Origin of the sequence: Streptomyces sp. NPDC096193 (assembly GCF_040302905.1) — a bacterium.
Classification (GTDB): domain Bacteria; phylum Actinomycetota; class Actinomycetes; order Streptomycetales; family Streptomycetaceae; genus Streptomyces.
This window is the reverse complement of record NZ_JBEOSJ010000004.1, coordinates 348,362-364,720: the sequence shown is the minus strand read 5'-3', so window position 1 is coordinate 364,720 and position 16,359 is coordinate 348,362. Positions and strand designations below refer to the sequence as shown.

At 69.9% G+C, this 16,359-nt stretch carries 14 protein-coding genes; 5 read left to right on the top strand and 9 right to left on the bottom strand.

The features are described from left to right. Positions 1–793: helix-turn-helix domain-containing protein (locus tag ABTX78_RS09435; protein WP_352206191.1), on the top strand; the 793-nt coding region annotated here is incomplete at its 5' end. Between the two features lie 121 nt (positions 794–914). Here the strand turns inward: ABTX78_RS09435 and ABTX78_RS09430 are convergent. After that, positions 915–1,727: an SAM-dependent methyltransferase gene (locus tag ABTX78_RS09430; RefSeq protein ID WP_352206299.1), complete on the bottom strand. Its 813-nt coding sequence runs from the start codon at positions 1,725–1,727 to the stop codon at positions 915–917. A 404-nt stretch (positions 1,728–2,131) separates the two neighbouring features. Here ABTX78_RS09430 and ABTX78_RS09425 point away from each other — a divergent pair, with 404 nt between their 5' ends. From ABTX78_RS09425 to ABTX78_RS09410, 4 genes are all read left to right on the top strand, one after another. After that, on the top strand, positions 2,132–3,055 hold the full coding sequence (locus tag ABTX78_RS09425; RefSeq protein ID WP_352206190.1) for a glutamate ABC transporter substrate-binding protein: 924 nt from the start codon (positions 2,132–2,134) through the stop codon (positions 3,053–3,055). Positions 3,056–3,164: 109 nt separating this feature from the next. Then, positions 3,165–3,773 carry an isochorismatase family protein gene (locus tag ABTX78_RS09420; RefSeq protein WP_352206189.1) on the top strand — a complete coding sequence of 203 codons (609 nt, stop codon included), beginning with the start codon at positions 3,165–3,167 and terminating at the stop codon, positions 3,771–3,773. Next, on the top strand, positions 3,770–4,681 hold the full coding sequence (locus tag ABTX78_RS09415) for a GlxA family transcriptional regulator (protein WP_352206188.1): 912 nt from the start codon (positions 3,770–3,772) through the stop codon (positions 4,679–4,681). The genes ABTX78_RS09420 and ABTX78_RS09415 overlap by 4 nt, the downstream gene beginning before the upstream one ends. Before the next feature lie 245 nt (positions 4,682–4,926). Continuing rightward, positions 4,927–5,163, top strand: coding sequence for a chaplin (locus ABTX78_RS09410; RefSeq protein ID WP_352206187.1), 237 nt, complete (start codon positions 4,927–4,929; stop codon positions 5,161–5,163). Between the two features lie 64 nt (positions 5,164–5,227). Here ABTX78_RS09410 and ABTX78_RS09405 read toward each other — a convergent pair whose 3' ends face one another. The 8 genes from ABTX78_RS09405 to ABTX78_RS09370 form a co-directional block, all read right to left on the bottom strand. Continuing rightward, positions 5,228–8,491, bottom strand: a complete 3,264-nt coding sequence (locus tag ABTX78_RS09405; RefSeq protein WP_352206186.1) for a family 78 glycoside hydrolase catalytic domain — start codon at positions 8,489–8,491, stop codon at positions 5,228–5,230. Between the two features lie 126 nt (positions 8,492–8,617). Further along, complete coding sequence (locus tag ABTX78_RS09400) at positions 8,618–9,652, bottom strand: LacI family DNA-binding transcriptional regulator (protein WP_352206185.1); 1,035 nt, start codon at positions 9,650–9,652, stop codon at positions 8,618–8,620. Continuing rightward, a complete protein-coding gene (locus ABTX78_RS09395; RefSeq protein WP_352206184.1) occupies positions 9,652–11,094 on the bottom strand; it encodes an L-fucose/L-arabinose isomerase family protein in 1,443 nt (480 codons plus the stop codon). The genes ABTX78_RS09400 and ABTX78_RS09395 overlap by 1 nt, the downstream gene beginning before the upstream one ends. After that, positions 11,091–11,441, bottom strand: coding sequence for an L-rhamnose mutarotase (locus ABTX78_RS09390; protein ID WP_352206183.1), 351 nt, complete (start codon positions 11,439–11,441; stop codon positions 11,091–11,093). The genes ABTX78_RS09395 and ABTX78_RS09390 overlap by 4 nt, the downstream gene beginning before the upstream one ends. 14 nt (positions 11,442–11,455) lie before the next feature. Then, positions 11,456–12,541 (bottom strand): rhamnose ABC transporter substrate-binding protein, encoded by a 1,086-nt coding sequence (gene rhaS, locus ABTX78_RS09385; protein WP_352206182.1) that lies wholly within the window; start codon positions 12,539–12,541, stop codon positions 11,456–11,458. 57 nt (positions 12,542–12,598) lie between these two features. Beyond that, complete coding sequence (locus tag ABTX78_RS09380; RefSeq protein ID WP_352206181.1) at positions 12,599–13,591, bottom strand: ABC transporter permease; 993 nt, start codon at positions 13,589–13,591, stop codon at positions 12,599–12,601. After that, the gene (locus tag ABTX78_RS09375) at positions 13,588–14,625 is read right to left on the bottom strand and encodes an ABC transporter permease (RefSeq protein WP_352206180.1); all 1,038 of its coding nucleotides are present in this window, start codon (positions 14,623–14,625) and stop codon (positions 13,588–13,590) included. The genes ABTX78_RS09380 and ABTX78_RS09375 overlap by 4 nt, the downstream gene beginning before the upstream one ends. Then, positions 14,622–16,187, bottom strand: coding sequence for a sugar ABC transporter ATP-binding protein (locus tag ABTX78_RS09370; RefSeq protein ID WP_352206179.1), 1,566 nt, complete (start codon positions 16,185–16,187; stop codon positions 14,622–14,624). The genes ABTX78_RS09375 and ABTX78_RS09370 overlap by 4 nt, the downstream gene beginning before the upstream one ends. Positions 16,188–16,359: the final 172 nt, after the last annotated feature.

The window sequence follows — 16,359 nt, the reverse complement described above, 5'->3', positions numbered from 1 at the left end:
CGTCGCCGCCGGACTGGATCCCGCCGATGTCGACAGCAAGCTGGGTTTCTCGCAGTCGAAAACCAGCCGCATCGAGCTCGGACGGCACGGCTGCAAGCAGGTCGACGCACTCGCCCTGCTGCATCTGTACGGGGTCGACGGTGAGGAGCGCGTCGACGAGTTCCTCCGGCTGGTCGATCAGTCCCGCCGACCCGACTGGTGGCGGTCGTTCAGTGACGTCCTCTCCGACTTCTTCACACCGCTGGTCGCGCTCGAAGGCGCGGCCGAACGCATCCGTACCTACGAGCCGTTCTATGTTCCCGGACTGCTTCAGACGCCGGACTACACCCGCGCCGTGATCCAGGCCGGCCCCGGGCAGCTGCTCGAGCACGAAGTGGCGCGGCGCGTGGAGCTGCGCCAGGAACGGCAGCGTCAGCTGGACCAGCCGGACGCGCCGCGGCTCTGGGCCGTCATCGACGAGTCCGTCCTGCTGCGGGTCGTCGGCGGCAGGGACGTGATGCGCGCACAGCTGGAGCATCTGCTCGTCATGATGGAGCGCCCTCGCGTCACCCTGCAGATCGCGCCGCTGGACGTGACGGCCGCGGTCGGGGTGGGGACCGGCGTGACCTATCTGCGCTTCGCCCTCGGCGACCTGAAGGACGCCGTGTACATCGAGCACCTCACCGACTCGACGTTCACCCAGAAGCCCCAGGGGGTCGAGCAGTACCGGAACATGCTCGACCGGCTGGGCGCGTGCGCCCTCACGCCCGTACAGTCGATCGCGGCATTGCGCGAGCGCATGGACACCCTCTGACCGTTCCACACACCAAGTACGGTCCGGCAGGCGTGCGGTCGGCGCAAGAGCTACCCGGCACGAGAACGGCCCCGGCACACGCGTCGTAGCGCGCGGCCGGGGCCGTTCTCTGTCGTGGGCGTCAGCCGAGCCGTGCCACGCCGCCCCACTCGATCCACTCGTCGGTGAGCTGCGTGGGCGCCAGATCGGTGTCGGGTCGCCAGGTCGACACCTCCACCAGGCCGGGCTCGAGAATCTGGAGGCCGTGGAAGTACTCCGTGACCTCGCGCTCCTCGCGGACCCTGCCCCAGTTGCCGCCGGTGGCCTCCGCCATGAAGTCGGTGACGAACTTCCGGATCTCCGGCCGATCGCTGACCAGTTGGCAGACGACCAGGAAGCTGCCGGGCACCAGGCGTTCCGCCACCCGCCGGAGCAGCGCCGCCGGGTCGTCCTCGTCCGGAATGCAGTGCATGACCGAAACGAAGAGGGCCGCCACGGGTTGACTGAAATCGATCAGCCGCGTGGTCTCCGGGTGACCGAGGATGTGGTCCGTCTCGCGCATGTCTGCCTGGATCACAGCGGTGTTGTCGTTCTCGTCCAGCAGTGCCCGTCCATGGGCCAGAACGATCGGATCGCTGTCGACATAGACCACTTTGGACGCCGGGTCGATGGCCTGGGCGACCTGGTGGACGTTGTCCTGGGTGGGCAGGCCGGAACCGTGGTCGATGAACTGGCGGATGCCGTACTCGCTGGCCAGCAGGCGGACGACGCGCTGAAGGAACCTGCGGTTGTTGACCGCCAGCACCTTGGTGCTGGGCACCTGCTTGAGCAGCTGCTCGCAGGCGTCACGGTCCGACTGGTAGTTGTCGCTGCCCCCCAGGAAATAGTCATACATGCGTGCCACGCTGGGCACCGTCGTGTCGATGGCGTCCGGGCGCCACGACTCCTCTCGCATCCAGTTCTCACCCGCGTCAGTAGAAATCAGGACCTGTTGGGCGCTCATGCTAAGGAGCGCGGAGCCCCTCCGGATAGGCCACGGGAGAGGGAACAGGCGGACGTGATGCCTTTTCAGCCATCTCTGGTTCAGGGGCGGTTGTACACCCCTGTTCCTGTGGGGAGTTCAGGCCACGGGATGGATCACCGTGCGGATGGCAGCCGTGCAGGCCGCGACGCTGTTACGGGAGTGACGGGAATGTCCGGTTGCGGCCGGATCGTAATGCTCAAGTTCTGCTCAGATCTACTGACGGTGGCCGAACGTCGTCCATACCCTCCTCCCAGCGGACACGGGGGCCCTGCGACGGCGCGCCTCGTGCTCCCGCCGTCGCATCTGCTCTATCCGGACATGAGGGATTCTTGATCATGAAGGTCCGCAAGTCTGCCGCCACCGCGGCGATCGCTGTACTCGCGCTGACGGCGACCGCCTGCAGCAGCAGCGAGTCCGGCACGTCCGACGACGACGTACTCATCGGCGGTTCGGGCGGCAAGGACCAGCCCCGGCTGCCCACCTATCCGGTGGCCAAGTCCGTCGACCTGGACTCCCCGACGCTCAAGAAGGCCCAGAAGGCCGGCAAGATCGTCATTGGTGCCAAGAACGACCTCCCCTTCCTCGGCTTCGAGGACAAGGAGGGCACACGGTCCGGGTTCGACGCCGAGGTGGCCAAGATGGTCGCCGCGGATCTCGGCTTCTCGCCCGCCCAGATCGAGTTCAAGACGGTCGAGTCCAGCGTCCGCGAGACCGCCATCGCACAGGGGGACGTCGATCTGTACGTGGGCACGTACACGATCAACGACAGGCGCAAGAAGCAGGTCGGCTTCGCCGGGCCGTACTTCGTCGCCGGCGCCGACCTCCTGGTCCGCAAGAACGACAAGACCATCGCCGGACCCTTCTCCCTCCAGGGCAAGACGGTCTGCTCGATCAAGGGCTCGACGTCGCTCCAGGAGATCAAGAAGCCGGACTACGGCACCAAGACCCTGGAGCTCGACAAGTACTCCGCGTGCGTCCAGCAGCTGCTCGACAAGAAGGTCGACGCCGTCACCACCGACGACGCCATCCTCATGGGCTTCGCCGCCCAGCGGCCCTCCAAGCTGAAGGTCGTCGGCAGGCCGTTCACCAAGGAGCCCTACGGCATCGGCATGGACAAGAGCGACAAGGTCCTGCGCGACGCGGTGTCCGACTCCCTGGAGGCGCACGACACGAACGGCGACCTCATGGAGGCGTACGACGCGACGCTCGGGCTCTCCGGCTCCGGCTGGATCGGCCCGCCGATGCTCGAACGCTACTGAGGATCGGGCGGGCGGGCCACGGACGCCGCGGCCGCGGTGACCGGATCGGTCCGCCCGTGGACCCCCTCGGCCCTGTTCGGCGCTCGTCCGGGCAGGTCAGACTGACGGCATGACCCGAGCGCTGATTGTCATCGATGTCCAGGAATCCTTCCGTGCCCGCCCGCAGTGGAAGACGATCTCGGACCCGGACGTGGCCCGGAAGGCGGACCGTCTCGTGCAGGCGGCACGCCGGGCGGGCGATCTCGTCGTGTGGGTGCTGCACTGCGAACCCGGCACCGGCGGTGTGTTCGACCCTGTGCTCGGCCACGTGCGGTTGATGGAGGAGCTGCGGCCCCTGGACACGGAGCCGCTGATCCGCAAGACCTCGCACAACGCCTTCACCAGCACCAATCTGCAGCAGACCCTCACCCGGCACGGGGTGGGGCACGTCACTGTCTGCGGGATCCGCACGGAGCAGTGTGTGGAGACGACCGCGCGGGTCGCGAGCGACCTCGGCTACGAGGTCACCTTCGTCGTCGACGCGACCGCCACCAACCCGATCGCCCACCCCGGCGCCCCTGACGACCAGAGCGTGGACGACTTGCTGTCCGACCCCCGCACCCTGAGTGCCGACGAGGTCATCCGGCGCACCGCGTACGTCCTCGCCGGTCGGTTCGCCACCATCACCACGGTCGCCGAGGTGGAGGCTGCCCTCCCGGCCCTGGCCACGGGATCATGAGCCGGGTCGTCTTTCTGCTCCTGCCCGGGGTGCATCTGCTGGACCTGGCAGGTCCAGCGCAGGTCTTCTTCACGGCCGCGGACTTCGGCCACCCCTACACCCTCGGTTATGTGGCGGAGCAGCCCGACGTGGCCTCCGCCCAGGGACTGCCGCTGCGGGCCTCACTCGACTGGCCCGGACTCGGGCCGGAGGATCTGGTGGTGGTGCCGGGCTGGCGAGCGCGCACGCTCGCCGACAGCCCCGTCCTCGGGCCGGCCTCGCTCCGGGCGCTGCGGGAGCACCACGCCCGCGGCGGCACGGTCGCCGGCGTCTGCTCCGGCGCGGAGGCACTCGGCCAGGCGGGTCTGCTGGACGGCCGCCGCTGTACGACCCACCACGAGGTGCAGGACGAACTGGCCCGTCGCCATCCACGCTCGCACCTCGTACGCGACGTCCTGTTCACGGCCGACGACCGGGTGGTCACCTCCGCCGGAATCGCCAGCGGCATCGATCTGTCGCTCCATCTGATCGCCACCCGGCACGGCCCCGCAGCGGCCGCCCAGGTGGCGCGGAGCATGGTCGTCTACTCCCGGCGCAACGGCGACGAACCGCAGACCAGTGTCATGCTCCGGCACCGCTCGCACCTCAGTGACACGGTCCACCGCGCGCAGGACCTCATCGACGCGCAGTTCGACAAGCCCCTGCGCCTGCCCGACCTCGCCGCGGCCGTCGGCGTCAGCGAGCGCACCCTCTCCCGTTCCTTCACACGTGTCACCGGAGGCCTCACCCCGCTGCGCTATCAGCAGACCCTCCGGCTGGAGCGTGCGGAACACCTCATCGGTCAGGGCGCGACGGTCCATGCCGCCGCTCGTTCGGTGGGCTTGCAGGATGCGCGGACGCTGCGCCGGATGCGCGCCCGCTCCCAGTGATCCGGCGGAACCGCGGCGCACGATCGTGCTGGTCGAGAGCGATTCACCGGGACGCGGCGGCTGGGCGGGCGATAGAGAGGCAATTCACCCGATGTGGCCCAAATGTTCCATCGGGCGCGAGGAACGCGAGGAGTGGGGGACACATCAGCAGACGCTCGGCGGCTCCCGACCGCGGCGCCAGGCTGTCCGAAGCGGGCACCTGCGCCAGGGGCCGCCTCCCCCGCTTCTGTACAGGAGATCTCTTCATGGCTCTCATCAAGTCCGCTGCAGTCGCCGCCGGTGTCTGCGCCCTCGTGCTCGGCGGCGCCGGCTTCGCCACCGCCGACAGCGACGCCAACGGTGTCGCGGCGCACTCGCCCGGCTTCCTGTCCGGCAACGTCATCCAGGTGCCGATCAACGCGCAGCTCAACCTCTGCGGCAACACGGTCAACGTCATCGGCCTGCTCAACCCGGCGGTCGGCAACGTCTGCCTCAACGACTGACGAAGCAGTGGTCGGTGTGGCCCCCGGACAGTTGTCCGGGGGCCACACCCCTGTCGGCACCCTGTCAGCCGGCCACGTCCCGCGCCGTGAACACCCACGTGCCGTGGGGGACGCGATGGACCACATGACCGGACTCGGTCCGGTCGTAGCGAGCACCCTCAGGTGCGCTGACAGCCGAGCGGCCCGCGGCGGGCAGATGGACCTCGGCCTGCGAACCGACCGGCACCTCCACCGTGAGGCGCAGCTCCCCACCCGTACGCTGCCAGCCCGCGGACACCCGCCCCCTGACCGTGCGGATCGCGGTGCGGGCCCAGGTGACGCCCGTTCTCGCGTCGGGACGGACGACGAAGCTCCGGTATCCGTCGTCGCCGGGACGCAGGCCGGCCACGTTCTCGTAGAGCCACTGCACGACGGTTCCCTGGAAGTAGTGGTCACGCGAACGTGAGTCGAGCGGCCACATCTCCCACATGGTGTCGGCGCCGTTCTCGAACCAGTGCCCCCAGCCGGGATAGGTCTTCTGCGTGGCGATGGCATGGGCCACGTCCGCGTGCCCCTCGGCCGTCAGCGCGGGCAGCAGCACACTGGTCCCGAGCGCGCCGGTGTTGAGGTGGCTGCCCCGTGCGGCGATGTCGTCGAGGAGACTTTGGGTCACCGAAGCGCGTGCGGACTGCGGCACGAGCCCGAACGCCAGCGGTATCGCGTTGCTGGTCTGCCGGTATCCCGGGTCCTTGGCAGTGCGGTAGTGGCCCGCCACAGGGTCGAGGAACGCCGCGTTGAAGGCGGTCCGGAGCCGCTCGGCGCTCTCCCGGTACCGCTCGGCCGTCGCCGCCTCGCCGATGACGTCGCCCATCTCGGCGGTGTGCAGAAGGGCACGGCGCAGATAGGCCGTGGCGGTCAGACGGGTGTCCTCGGGTGGATTGCCGCCGTAACCAGGAGGCAGATAGTCACCCAGGGCGGTGACGGCGAGACCGTCCTTCAGCCGGGAGGTCTCCCAGTCCAGATAACGGGTGAGCGCGGGCCAGTGCTGCCTGGCGATCCGGTCGTCCCCGTACACCCGGTACATCTCCCGGACCAGGAAGGGATAGACGGTGGTCCATTCCGGCGAGGGGCCCAGATCGCCGTATCCCCAGCCGCCGCTCGGCACGATGACGGGCAGTTGGCCGTCCGCGTTCTGGCTGTCCGCCAGGTCGTCGAGCCACTTGGACAGGAAGCGGTGGACACCGAAGGCGTGGGCCATCACGGGGGCGCCGAGCTGGGCGTCGCCGGTCCAGCCGTTCTTCTCGTACATCGGGGTGTCGGTCGGGATGCCGTGCAGGTTGTTGAGGACCGTGCGGCGCATCGCCCTGTCGAGCTGCTCGTAGAACGGTTCGGAGCAGCGGAACTCGCTCACCTCGTCGACCCTGGTGTGCACCACACGGCCGAGCACCTCGTCGGGGTTCGGCCGCCGTGGCAAGCCGCTGATCTGGACGTGACGAAAGCCCTTGTAGGAGAACTTGGGCTCCCAGGTCTCCCGGCCCCTGCCCGCGCACACGTACTCGTCCGTCTGGAACCGCCCGGGCACGTGGCCGGTCTCGGCGTGCACGCTGCCGTCGGCCTTCAGCTTCTCGCCGTGGATCAGCCGGACCGTGGTCCCGGCGGGGGCGGTGACGGTGAGGCGGGTCCAGCCGGCGAGCGTGCGCCCCATGTCGACGACGTGGACGCCGGGGCTCAGCTCCGTGACAGCGGTCGGCCGGACCGTCTCGATGATCTCGATCGGATCGTGGGGCTGGGCCTTGAGCGTGCCCTTCGGGGCCTGCTGGACACGTGAGGCGGACCACTCACGGTCGTCGAAGCCGGGCCTGGTCCAGCCGCGCTGCGCGCGTCGCGCGTCATAGGTCTCGCCCGCGTAGAGGGAGTTGGAGAGGGTGGGGCCCTGCGTGATCCGCCAGTCGGGGCCGGTCGCCACGGTCGTGCGGGAGCCGTCGGGGTGGTCGATCTCCAGCTGGGCCAGCAGCCGGGGCTCGCCGTGCCAGGGCGGGCGGTGCCAGTTCCAGACGTTCGGGGTGGTCATGCCGTAGAAGCCGCGGCCGAGGGTGACGCCGATGGCGTTGGCGCCACGCTCCAGGTGCTCGGTGACGTCGTGGACGGCGTACAGCACGGTCTCGTCGTAGTCGGTGAAGCCGGGGTCGAGCACCTGGCGGCCCACGCGCCGTCCGTTGATCTCCGCGTCGTAGTAGGCGAGTCCGGAGATGTACAGCCGGGCGCGGGTGAACGGCCTGCGCAGGGTGAACTCCCGGCGCAGCAGCGGCGCGGGCCGCTCCGGGACGGCGACGGTGACACCGGTGCCCCAGGGGCCTTGACCGTAGGGGGCGAGGACCACGGCCGGTGCCCAGCCGCTGTCGTCGTGGTCGGGCCGTTGCCAGCCGTCGTGTTCGGATTCCTCGACCCGCCAGCCGTTGCCGGTCACGAGCTGATGCCGGTGGCCGTCGGCGGTCTCGACCTCGAGACGGACCAGGAGCCCGCCGGGGTTGATGACAACGTTGCCGCGATTGGTCGCCACCGCCGCCAGCACGATGCGGCCACCCGAGGCCCGCACCTGCTCGGTCACGTCGGCGCTGTGGCCGGTGCGCCAGCCGTCCGTCTGCTCGGGGGCGTGCAGTACCTGCTGTCCGCCCAGATGGAGGGTGAAGTCGTCGTCGGCGGTGGCCACCACGGTCGCCCGGGACACCTCGGTCCCGGCGGGCAGTTTCAGGGCGGCACGGAACCAGCGGGGTCCGGCCGGGGCGTCGGTGGAGGTCGCGCCGGGCGACCAGATCCAGGAGGCGCCGTCGAAGCCGGGCGCCTCGGGGGCCGGCTCCGTTCCGATCCAGCGGGCGCGCCAGCCGTCTGCGGGCAGAGCGGTCTCCCACCAGTGGACGGCACTCCACGAGGAGGCGCGGCCCTGTTCGTCCCAGACGCGCACCTGCCAGTGGTAGCGGGTGCGGGGCCGCAACTCGGGTCCTGCGTAGGGGACGTTGCCCGACCGGTCGGAGACTACGCGGCCCGAGTCCCACAGCGGGCGGCGGCTCAGATCACGGACGTCGACGGCGACGCGCACCTGGTACGCGCTCTGTGCGGCGCCCCGGCCACCGGCGGCGAGCTCCCAGCCGAGGTGCGGGGTGGAGATGTCGGTGCCGAGGAGTTCCTCCGCGTACTCGACGGTCGTGCGCTCGACGCGCAGCCGGCCGGCGCCGGGCCCGGGTGGCCGTGGCGCACCGGCGGCGGAGCCCATGGTGCCGGCCGCGGCACCGGCCGCTGCCGACACGACGGCCGCGCGCAGGAATACCCGGCGGTTCCAGCTTCTGCTCATGACTCGTCCCTCGCTCTGGAGTGTGAGATGGAGCGTGATGGCAACGATGCACTCGTGCCCGCCACCCGCATTCGTGACGAAGCGTCAAAAATCCTGTGTATAACCGGCGTTGGGAGAGGGGGGACCTCAGCGCCGTTTGAGAGCCGGCCTCGCGATGGAGGAGCCCCGCACCACCAGCTCGGGCTGGAGCACGATCCGCTGATGACGGTGGTCCGCCGCATCGGGCCCGGTCTCCTCGATCAGCAGCTCGGCCGCCAGCCGCCCCATCCGTACGGCCGGCTGCCGCACCGATGTGAGAGGCACCGCGGCCGCGGAGGCGAACTCGATGTCGTCGTACCCGACGAGCGCGATCTCGTCGGGGACGCTCACGCCGGCGGCGAAGAGTGCCTGGAGGACACCGAGTGCCAGCAGGTCGTTGGCGCAGAACACCGCGGTGGGCCGGGGCGACATCCCCAGCAGCCGGGCCCCGGCGTCCCGGCCGGCCGACACATCGAGCTTCCGGGTCTCGAGGACCGTCAGCCGGTCCGCGTCCAGCCCGGCCTCGGCGAGGGCCCGCAGCACCCCTGTACGCCGGTCCTGGCACTGCGAGAGCTGAAGCGGTCCGCTGACGTACACGATCCGCTCATGCCCCTGGTCGAGCAGATGCCGTCCGGCGAGGCTGCCGCCGACGACGTCGTCCACCGACACCGAACACCCCTCGGCGCTCGGCACCACCCGGTCGACGGTCACGAACGGGATCTCCTGGCGGCGGAAGCCCGCCAGATTGTGCCCGGAGGTGTCCGCGGGGGTCACCAGCACGCCACGCACCCGCTGTTCGCTGAAGAGACCGAGATACTCGGCCTCCTCGTCGCTGCTCTGCGCGCTGTTGCAGAGCATCACGCCGAGTCCGGCGTCACGGGCCACCCGTTCGGCGCCGGCCGCGACGTCGACGAAGAAGGGGTTGGCCATGTCGAGCACGAGCAGCGCGATGATGCGGCTCCGACCGGCCCGCAACTGGCGGGCCGACTCGCTGCGTACATAGCCGAGCCGGTCGATAGTGGACAGGACGCGGGACCGGGTCGCCTCCGCCACCGAGTCGGGCCGGTTGATGACGTTCGACACCGTGCCGACCGACACCCCGGCCTCACGCGCGACATCCTTGATACCCACCGACTGCGTCATCAGGCCGAGACCTCCACCAGCTCCAGTCCGCCGAGATCGGCCAGCGCGCGAAGGTCGGGCAGCAGACGACCGGTGGCCAGTGCCCAGTGATGGCCGACCCCGCCGGCACTCCACGCGTCGGTCCATTCACCGGGGTCGCAGCCGAAGTCGACGCGCGACGTGGTGTTGCCGATCTCGAGGAGCGGACCGCCGACCACTTTACCCTCGGCCGCGACCAGCCGGTATGCGCCCTGACGGGTCTGCCCCAGGCCCACCAGGGTGACCGGTCCATGGCGTACGTCGAACTCCACCGACACGCCCCAGCCCCGCTTGCCGTGGAAGACGCCGAGCCCGCGGAGCAGTGGTCTGCGGGCGCTGACGGCCGGATGGCCCGGGCCGTCGTGGCCCATCTCGACCACGCCCGCCCGGAAGTCCAGTGCCTGGAGTTCGGTGAAGGATCCGCCGCCGCCCAGGCGTCCCGCGATGAGCATCGCGATCGAGGTGCGGAGCTCGTACTCGCCGCAGGCGGGAATCCCGCGAGCGGTCAGCAGCGACGAACCGAGGATCATGCCGGCACCGAGGCGTTCGTGGATCTCGCCGTCCAGACCCCGGTGGTAGTACGCGAGGCTGTCCAGGTCGAAGTCCGCGACGAGCCGGTCCAGGCCCACGGAGACCCGTGCCGCCCACGCGAGGTCCTCCGTCACCACGCTGTCGTCGAGTTCGAAGACCTCGCGCGTCTCGGCGAGTCGGGCCTCCACCTCCGCGTCGTCGGCCTTTTGGACCCGGACCCGCAGATCGTCGAACTCCAGGACCTCCACATGGCCGCCGAGGTGGCCCGGCACCATCGTGAGGTCCGTCGAGACGTCGTACATCCCGGGGTACAGATGGCCCATGAGGCCGTGCCGTCCGCCGCGCAGCACGGCGAGGGCGCCCGTTGCCCTGATCCAGCGGCCGATCCGCTCCCAGGCCCGCTCGTCCTCCAGATACCCGGACACCGAGCGGAAGGGGACGCCGACGCGTTCGAACGTGTTGGCCATCTCGGGCAGCGGACAGGCCCCGCAGTACGCCAGCCAGTCCCCGGTGCCGAACGATGCGTGGTCCATCGCCTCGGTCGGCTGGAGGTTGACGAGCAGCACGGGCGCGCCGCTGCGCCGGGCGATCGGCACGAGCATCGTCGCCGTCATGTACGTGGTCAGGAAGCCGACGATGAGATCGCAGTCGGCCGCGCGCAGCCGTTCGGCGGCCGCCGCACCGTCCGTGGCGTCCGAGATGAAGCCGACGTCGACCACCTCCGCGTCGAACGCCCGCATGCGCTCGGCGACCCGCGCCGCCGACCGTTCCAGCTGGGGCAGCAGATCGGGGAACTGCGGCCAGTAGGCCCCCAGTCCGCCCGCGACGAGACCGATCCTCGGTCTGCGGCTGACGGCGGGGACGCGTCGAAAGGCGCCGGCCTCGGTGGTCATGTCCGTATCTCCGTCTCCTCGGCGTCGCCGCCGAGGTGGAACACCTCGGTCAGCGGCGTCATCGCCTCGTCCGGTCCGGCGCCGGCCGGCGCCTCGAAGAAGTCCGCCATCTGCGCCTGCCAGCGGGCGTTGACCCCGGTGGCGGCCATCGCCTTCCGCGCGGCCGTGAAGTCCTCCGTTTCCAGATAGCCGACGAGCAGGCCGTCCTCGCGCAGGAAGAGGGAGTAGTTGCGCCAGCCGGCGGCGGTCAGCGCCGTGAGCATCTCGGGCCACACGGACTCGTGCCGCCGGCGGTACTCCTCCGTCCGCTCGGGACGGACCTTCAGGACGAAGCACACGCGTTGCATCCCGGCTCCCCGGCTCAGAAGTCGAACTCGTCGATGTTCTCGACGTCGAAGACGGTCGGCGGGCCGAGGATGACCTCCCCGTCCTTGCCGATCGTGTACTCGCCCAGATCGCCTGCCGTGAACATCTCGCCCTGCGCTCCCGTGATCCGGCCGGAGGCGAGGGAGGCCGCCGCGTACGCGCCGAGGCGTCCCAGCTTTTTGGGGTCCCACAGCGAGAACTGCTCGACGGTGCCGTCCTTCACGTACTTGCGCATCTGATTGGGCGTGCCGAGGCCGTTGAGCACGACCTTGCCCTTGTACGACGAGCCGCTGATGTAGCGCGCTGCCGCGGCGATGCCGACGGTGGTGGGGGAGATGATGCCCTTGAGGTTCGGATACGCCTTGAGCAGTCCCTGCGTCTCCTGGAAGGACTTCTGGTCGTCGTCGTCCCCGTAGGCCACCTTCACCAGCTTCATGTCCTGGTACGCGGGCTTCTTCAGCTCGTCCTTCATGAACTCGATCCAGGTGTTCTGGTTGGTCGCGTTCTGGGTGGCCGAGAGGATCGCTATCTCACCCTTGTTGCCGAGCTGCTTCGCGAGATGCTGCACCTGGGTGCGGCCGATCTCCTCGGAGCCGGCCTGGTTGATGAAGATCTGCCGGCAGTCCTTGGCGGTGTCCGAGTCGTAGGCCACGACCTTGATGTCCTGACGCATGGCCTGCTTGAGCGGGCCGCAGACGGCGTTGGGGTCGTTCGCCGCGATGAGGATGGCGTCCTGGCGCTGCTGGATCAGGGTGTTGATGTACGAGACCTGGGACGAGGCCTTGGCGTCGGAGGGGCCGACCTCCTTGCCGGTGGCGCCGAACTCCTTCGCCGCGGCGATCCCCGCTTCGTCGACGATCTTCTCGTACGGGTTGTTGATCTGCTTCGGCAGGAAGGCGAGCTTGAGGCCCTTCTTCATCGGCGCGCCGGGATCCGCTTTCGCGCCGGCCGCCGCGGTCCCGGTGTCCTTCGCGGCGTCGTCCTTGGTGGTGCCCGAGCAGCCGGTGAGAGCGACGGCGAGGGCGCACACGGCTGCCGCGGCGGGCAGGATACGGCGGCGTGCGCGGGAGTGCGGTTGCATGGCGGGGCCTTTCGGGTTGCGGGGGCGGGCATCGGGACGGGTGGTCGGGAGGTGGCATCAACTCACGGGTGTGGCCGCGGCGTTGCGCCGGTGACGGCGCTCGGTGACCGTGGTGACGACCCTCGGGGTGAGCACGGAGGTGATGAGCAGCAGCCCGGTGACGATCACCTGGATCTCGTTGGACACGTCGTTGAGGGTGAGCAGGTTGTTCAGGAGGCCGATCAACAGAACGCCGGCGACGGCGCCGCCGAGGGTTCCCTTGCCGCCGTCGAAGTCGACGCCGCCCAGCAACACCGAAGCGATGACGACGAGTTCGAGCCCGACGCCGTTGTCGGCGCGGGCGCTGCCGTAGCGCAGGGTGTAGACGATGCCGGCGAACGAGGCGACCAGCCCGGAGACCATGAACAGCGCCAGCTTGATCCGCTTGACCCGGATGCCGGCGAAGTGGGCCGCGTCCTCCTGCGCGCCGATGGCGTACAGGGAGCGGCCGAATCCGGTGCAGTGCAGGACGACTGCAGCGACGACCGCGAGGACGGCGAACAACGCGACGGGATAGGGCACAAACGTACCGGGAACGGTCTCCGTGTAGCGGGCCCACCGGGCGTACGACTCGGGGAAGTCGGCCACGGCCTTGTCGCCGAGGGCCACGGAGGCGAGACCCCGGTAGAGGGTGAGGGTGCCGATCGTGACGGCGAGCGAGGGCAGTCCCACCCGGGTGACCAGCCAGCCGTTGAGGAGCCCGCCGAGGACGCCGGTCAACAGGCAGATCGGCACGATCAGTTCGAAGGTCCATCCGGCGTCCCACAGCGAACCGGCCAGCGCGCTGGACAGCCCCAGCATGGAGGCCACCGAGAGGTCGACCTGTCCCGCGACGACCAGCAGCGTCATGGGCAGGGCGATCAGCGCGATCTCCGCCGTGTCGTCCAGCGCGGCCGAGAGGTTCGCGGTGTCGGCGAAGCCCTCGGTGGTGCCCGCGCCGGCGAGGAAGACGGCTATCAGCAGGATCCCGACCGCCGTGTCCCAGCGGAGGTACTTGGTCAGAGTGCTCATCGCCGGCTCTTCTTCCTCAGGGCGCGGGTGGTGCGCACCTGGACGACACGGTCGGTGGTGATGGCCAGGAGCAGCAGGACACCGGTGATCGCCTGCTGCCAGAAGGAGTCCACCTTCAGCACGACCAGGGCGCTGCCGATCGTGGTGAGCAGCAGGGCACCGAGCGCCGCGCCCCACACACTGCCGGTGCCGCCGGTGATGGCGATTCCGCCGACCACGACCGCGCTCACGACGGTGAGTTCCCAGCCGTTCGCGGCGTCGGCGACGACCGTGCCGAACCGTGCCAGCCACAGGGCGCCGGCGAAACCGGCGACCGCGCCCGAGAAGGCGTAGGCGGCCAGGACGCGTCGGCGGATCGGGATGCCGGCCAGTCGCGCGGCCTCGGGGTTGGAGCCGATCGCGTACAGCTCGCGGCCGCTGCGGTAGGTCCGCAGGAAGTACGCGGTGCCGGCCAGGACCGCGGCGGAGATGAGCGGCAGACAGGGGATGCCCATGACGGAACCGCTGCCCAGCGAGAGGACCCCGTCGGGGACGTCGGCGGCGTTGATCTGTTCGCCGTGGGCCCATGCGTGGTCGAGACCCTGGATGACGTAGAGCATGCCGAGGGTGACGACGAGGGCCGGGACCCGGCCGAAGCTGACCAGCGCACCGCTGACCAGTCCGCACACCACGCCGAGCGCGATGCCGAGCACGACGACGGTGAAGGCGCTGTGGTCCGTGCCGGAGACGAAGTTGCCGCAGGCGAAGGCGGTCAGGCCGACGACGGAACCGACCGAGAGGTCGATGTTGCGGGTGATGACGACGACGGACTGACCGACGGCGAGCAGCACCAGGATCGAGGAGTTGAGGAGCAGGTCCTTGATGCCCTGGTCGTCGAGGAAGGACGGATTGGCGAGCCAGGTGCCCGCGATCAGCAGGACGAGTGCGCCGCCGATGCTGATCTCGCGGGCGCGGAAGACGGCGTCGGCGAGGGAGCGCGCCGAACGCTCGGGCTGCGTCCCGGTGGTGGGCGGCTTGTCGAGCGCGGTGGTCATGCGGAGCTCTTTTCGTTGTCTCCGGCTGACGGCGCGGGGACCGGCGGCCGGCCGGCTCCCGCGCCGGTTGCGGCGGCCATCACCGTCTCCTCGGTGGCCTGGGAGCGATCCAGTTCCCCGACGAGCCGGCCCTCGCGCATCACGAGGACCCGGTCGGCCATGCCGAGCACCTCGGGCAGATCGGAGGAGACCATGAGCACCGCGAGTCCGTCGGCGGCGAGCGACGAGAGCAGCCGGTGCACCTCCGCCTTCGTCCCCACGTCGATGCCGCGGGTGGGCTCGTCGACGATGAGGACGGCGGGCCGGGTGGCCAGCCACTTGGCGAGCACGACCTTCTGCTGGTTGCCGCCGGACAGCACGCCGACCGGGTCGGACAGCTTGTTGTACTTGAGCTGGAGGCGGACCGCCCAGTCGGCGGCCCGGGCCTGTTCGAGGGCGCGGCGCACGAGGCCGCCCCTGCCGAGCCGGTCCAGCCCGGTGAGGGCGATGTTGCGCTCGATGGACATCTCCATGACCAGTCCGCGCTGTCTGCGGTCCTCGGGTACCAGCGCGATGCCGGCGTCCATCGCGGCGGTGGGGGAGCCGGCCGGAAGTTTGCGTCCCGCCGCCGTCACCTCACCGGCGTCGGGTCGGTCGACTCCGAAGACCGCCTGGACCACTTCGCTGCGCCCTGCGCCGACCAGTCCGGCGAGTGCCACGATCTCACCGCGGTGCACGTCGAAGGAGATGTCGCGGAAGACGCCCTCCCGCGTGAGCCGCCGCACGGACAGGGCCGACTCCCCGACGGTGGTGCGCTGTTTGGGATACAGCTCGTCGAGATCCCGGCCGACCATCCGCCGTACGAGCGCGTCCTCGGTGAGGCCCTCCAGCGGTTCGGTGGCGATCAGCCGTCCGTCCCGCAGCGTGGTGACACGCCGGCAGATCTGAAAGATCTCCTCCAGGCGGTGGGAGATGAACAGGACGGCGGTGCCCTCGCCGCGCAGCGTCTCGACGACGGTGAAGAGGCGTGCGGTCTCGCTCGTCGTGAGCGCTGCGGTGGGTTCGTCCATGATGAGGACCCGTGCGTCGAAGGAGAGAGCTTTCGCGATCTCGACGATCTGCTGGTCCGCGATGGACAGTCCGCGGGCGGGGCGCTGTGGGTCGAGTCCGACACCGAGCCGGGTCATCAGGGCCGAGGTGGCCTCGTGGACGGAGCGGCGGTCGATACGGCGCAGCGCGCCCAGCGGCTGACGGCCCATGAAGATGTTCTCGGCGACGGACAGGTCGGGGAAGAGCGTGGGTTCCTGGTAGATGACGGCGATACCGGCATCGCGGGCGTCACCGGGCCCGTGGAAGGCCACCGGGACCCCGTCGAGCAGCAGCGTGCCCGCGTCGGGCCGGTGCACCCCGGCGAGGATCTTGATGAGGGTCGACTTGCCCGCACCGTTCTCACCGGCGAGGGCATGGACCTCACCCGGGAGAAGGCTCAACGAGACGTCCTGCAGGGCCCGTACGGCACCGAAGGACTTGGAGACGTCCGTCAGCGCCAGAACGGGGGCCGGGCCCGTGTCGGACTGGTTCATGGGGGACTCCTCAGGGTCGCCGGGGGTCGTTCTTCCCTGACGCCGTGAAAGGTTTCAAATGAGTTTCACGGAAGCTAGACGCGTGGGACCGGCGCCGTCAATGGGTCTGCAGCCCTGAGTTTTCCTGTTGAATCTCGCGACTCAACAGAGCGGAAAGTCCTGCGGGTTGAGC

What these genes read in the sequence shown, in the direction of transcription:
- ABTX78_RS09375 (WP_352206180.1), bottom strand. Translation starts at nt 14,625, where the DNA reads ATGACCACCGCGCTCGACAAGCCGCCCACCACCGGGACGCAGCCCGAG.
- ABTX78_RS09415 (WP_352206188.1), top strand. Translation starts at nt 3,770, where the DNA reads ATGAGCCGGGTCGTCTTTCTGCTCCTGCCCGGGGTGCATCTGCTGGAC.
- ABTX78_RS09400 (WP_352206185.1), bottom strand. Translation starts at nt 9,652, where the DNA reads ATGACGCAGTCGGTGGGTATCAAGGATGTCGCGCGTGAGGCCGGGGTG.
- ABTX78_RS09425 (WP_352206190.1), top strand. Translation starts at nt 2,132, where the DNA reads ATGAAGGTCCGCAAGTCTGCCGCCACCGCGGCGATCGCTGTACTCGCG.
- ABTX78_RS09420 (WP_352206189.1), top strand. Translation starts at nt 3,165, where the DNA reads ATGACCCGAGCGCTGATTGTCATCGATGTCCAGGAATCCTTCCGTGCC.
- ABTX78_RS09395 (WP_352206184.1), bottom strand. Translation starts at nt 11,094, where the DNA reads ATGACCACCGAGGCCGGCGCCTTTCGACGCGTCCCCGCCGTCAGCCGC.
- ABTX78_RS09410 (WP_352206187.1), top strand. Translation starts at nt 4,927, where the DNA reads ATGGCTCTCATCAAGTCCGCTGCAGTCGCCGCCGGTGTCTGCGCCCTC.
- ABTX78_RS09380 (WP_352206181.1), bottom strand. Translation starts at nt 13,591, where the DNA reads ATGAGCACTCTGACCAAGTACCTCCGCTGGGACACGGCGGTCGGGATC.
- ABTX78_RS09430 (WP_352206299.1), bottom strand. Translation starts at nt 1,727, where the DNA reads ATGCGAGAGGAGTCGTGGCGCCCGGACGCCATCGACACGACGGTGCCC.
- rhaS (WP_352206182.1), bottom strand. Translation starts at nt 12,541, where the DNA reads ATGCAACCGCACTCCCGCGCACGCCGCCGTATCCTGCCCGCCGCGGCA.
- ABTX78_RS09405 (WP_352206186.1), bottom strand. Translation starts at nt 8,491, where the DNA reads ATGAGCAGAAGCTGGAACCGCCGGGTATTCCTGCGCGCGGCCGTCGTG.
- ABTX78_RS09370 (WP_352206179.1), bottom strand. Translation starts at nt 16,187, where the DNA reads ATGAACCAGTCCGACACGGGCCCGGCCCCCGTTCTGGCGCTGACGGAC.
- ABTX78_RS09390 (WP_352206183.1), bottom strand. Translation starts at nt 11,441, where the DNA reads ATGCAACGCGTGTGCTTCGTCCTGAAGGTCCGTCCCGAGCGGACGGAG.